At 48.4% G+C, this 3295-nt stretch carries 1 rRNA gene; it reads left to right on the top strand.

The window, feature by feature from the left end:
• Positions 1–374: 374 nt before the first annotated feature.
• Positions 375–3264, top strand: a 23S ribosomal RNA gene (locus H5157_RS20425).
• The last annotated feature ends 31 nt before the right edge of the window (positions 3265–3295 follow it).

Here is a 3295-nt window from a genome sequence, read left to right on the forward strand (position 1 = left end):
CCACGGAGTGATTCATGACTGGGGTGAAGTCGTAACAAGGTAGCCCTAGGGGAACCTGGGGCTGGATCACCTCCTTATACGATTTAGAACTTATTTGTTCGTAGTGTCCACACAGATGATTGTTAATTAGTGCGTGTTCTTCGGAATAACTAATTAATATGCTCTTTAAAAATTTGGAAAAGCTGATAATAAAATTCTGATAGATACTTTGTATTTATCAAGAGTTTTCAAAAGTAAAAAAAGAATGGTAGCAGTACCATTCAGTGCCATTTGATTAACGTTTTACGTTGATTGATTGGTATCTACTTTAGTATTCAATATTAACTTCTGGCGAAGTTAAACTGTCACAAAACAAAGACCCGTTTGGGTTGTATGGTTAAGTGACTAAGCGTACACGGTGGATGCCTTGGCAGTTGGAGGCGATGAAGGACGTATTAACTTGCGATAAGCCTAGTCAAGCTAGTAAAAAGCGCTTGAGACTAGGATTTCCGAATGGGGAAACCCACCTGCTTGCAGGTATCGTTAACTGAATACATAGGTTAACGAGGCGAACGCGGAGAACTGAAACATCTAAGTACCCGTAGGAAAAGAAATCAACCGAGATTCCGAAAGTAGCGGCGAGCGAAATCGGAACAGCCCTTAAGCTTATTATGTGTTAATGGAAGGCTCTGGAAAGTGCCACGATACAGGGTGATAGTCCCGTACATGAAAAGACATTTTAAGTGAAATCGAGTAGGTCGGAGCACGTGAAACTTTGACTGAATATAGGTGGACCATCATCTAAGGCTAAATACTCCCAACTGACCGATAGTGAACCAGTACCGTGAGGGAAAGGCGAAAAGAACCCCTGTGAGGGGAGTGAAATAGAACCTGAAACCGTGTACGTACAAGCAGTAGGAGCCCACTTGTTGGGTGACTGCGTACCTTTTGTATAATGGGTCAGCGACTTATATTTTGTAGCGAGGTTAACCGAATAGGGTAGCCGTAGGGAAACCGAGTCTTAACTGGGCGAATAGTTGCAAGGTATAGACCCGAAACCCGGTGATCTAGCCATGGGCAGGTTGAAGGTTGAGTAACATCAACTGGAGGACCGAACCCACTAACGTTGAAAAGTTAGGGGATGACCTGTGGCTAGGAGTGAAAGGCTAATCAAACCGGGAGATAGCTGGTTCTCCCCGAAATCTATTTAGGTAGAGCCTCGGACGAATACTTACGGGGGTAGAGCACTGTTAAGGCTAGGGGGTCATCCCGACTTACCAACCCTTTGCAAACTCCGAATACCGTAAAGTAATATCCGGGAGACACACGGCGGGTGCTAACGTCCGTCGTGAAGAGGGAAACAACCCAGACCGCCAGCTAAGGTCCCAAAGTCATAGTTAAGTGGGAAACGATGTGGAAAGGCCCAGACAGCCAGGAGGTTGGCTTAGAAGCAGCCATCCTTTAAAGAAAGCGTAATAGCTCACTGGTCGAGTCGGTCTGCGCGGAAGATGTAACGGGGCTAAACTATGCACCGAAGCTGCGGATTCAGAATTTATTCTGAGTGGTAGGGGAGCGTTCTGTAAGCGGTTGAAGGTGTACCGGGAGGTATGCTGGACGTATCAGAAGTGCGAATGCTGACATGAGTAACGATAATGGGAGTGAAAAACTCCCACGCCGGAAGACCAAGGGTTCCTATCCCATGTTAATCAGGGTAGGGTAAGTCGACCCCTAAGGCGAGGCCGAAAGGCGTAGTCGATGGGAAACAGATTAATATTTCTGTACTCGATATAATTGCGATGGGGGGACGGAGCAGGCTAAACAAGCATGGCGTTGGTAGTCCATGTGAAAGTGAGTAGGTTGGTGACTTAGGTAAATCCGGGTTGCTGTTAAGACTGAGACACGAGACGAGTCACTACGGTGATGAAGTTGTTGATGCCATACTTCCAGGAAAAGCCTCTAAGCTTCAGATTATATGGAATCGTACCCCAAACCGACACAGGTGGTCAGGTAGAGAATACTAAGGCGCTTGAGAGAACTCGGGTGAAGGAACTAGGCAAAATCGTACCGTAACTTCGGGAGAAGGTACGCTCCTATCTGTGATGAGACTTGCTCTCTAAGCGGACGGGAGCCGCAGTGACCAGGTGGCTGGGACTGTTTATTAAAAACACAGCACTGTGCAAAATCGCAAGATGACGTATACGGTGTGACACCTGCCCGGTGCCGGAAGGTTAATTGATGGGGTTATCCTTAGGGAGAAGCTCTTGATCGAAGCCCCGGTAAACGGCGGCCGTAACTATAACGGTCCTAAGGTAGCGAAATTCCTTGTCGGGTAAGTTCCGACCTGCACGAATGGTGTAACCATGGCCACGCTGTCTCCACCCGAGACTCAGTGAAATTGAAATCGCAGTGAAGATGCTGTGTACCCGCGGCTAGACGGAAAGACCCCGTGAACCTTTACTACAGCTTGGCACTGAACATTGAACCTACATGTGTAGGATAGGTGGGAGACTTTGAAGCAGCGACGCTAGTTGTTGTGGAGTCAACCTTGAAATACCACCCTTGTAGTTTTGATGTTCTAACGTTGGCCCCTGAATCGGGGTTACGGACAGTGCCTGGTGGGTAGTTTGACTGGGGCGGTCTCCTCCTAAAGAGTAACGGAGGAGCACGAAGGTTGGCTAAGTACGGTCGGACATCGTACGGTTAGTGTAATGGTAGAAGCCAGCTTAACTGCGAGACAGACACGTCGAGCAGGTACGAAAGTAGGTCATAGTGATCCGGTGGTTCTGAATGGAAGGGCCATCGCTCAACGGATAAAAGGTACTCCGGGGATAACAGGCTGATACCGCCCAAGAGTTCATATCGACGGCGGTGTTTGGCACCTCGATGTCGGCTCATCACATCCTGGGGCTGAAGTCGGTCCCAAGGGTATGGCTGTTCGCCATTTAAAGTGGTACGCGAGCTGGGTTTAGAACGTCGTGAGACAGTTCGGTCCCTATCTGCCGTGGGCGTTTGAGAATTGAGAGGGGTTGCTCCTAGTACGAGAGGACCGGAGTGAACGAACCGCTGGTGTTCGGGTTGTCATGCCAATGGCATTGCCCGGTAGCTACGTTCGGAACTGATAAGCGCTGAAAGCATCTAAGCGCGAAGCAGGCCTCGAGATGAGTTCTCACTAGACTTTTAAAGTCTCTGAAGGGCCGTTGAAGACTACAACGTTGATAGGCAAGATGTGGAAGTGGTGTGAGCCATTAAGCTAACTTGTACTAATTACCCGTGAGGCTTAACCATACAACGCCAAACGCGTTTTATGCGACAGTTT

Source organism: Pseudoalteromonas sp. SG43-3 (genome assembly GCF_014164385.1).
GTDB lineage: Bacteria > Pseudomonadota > Gammaproteobacteria > Enterobacterales > Alteromonadaceae > Pseudoalteromonas > Pseudoalteromonas distincta.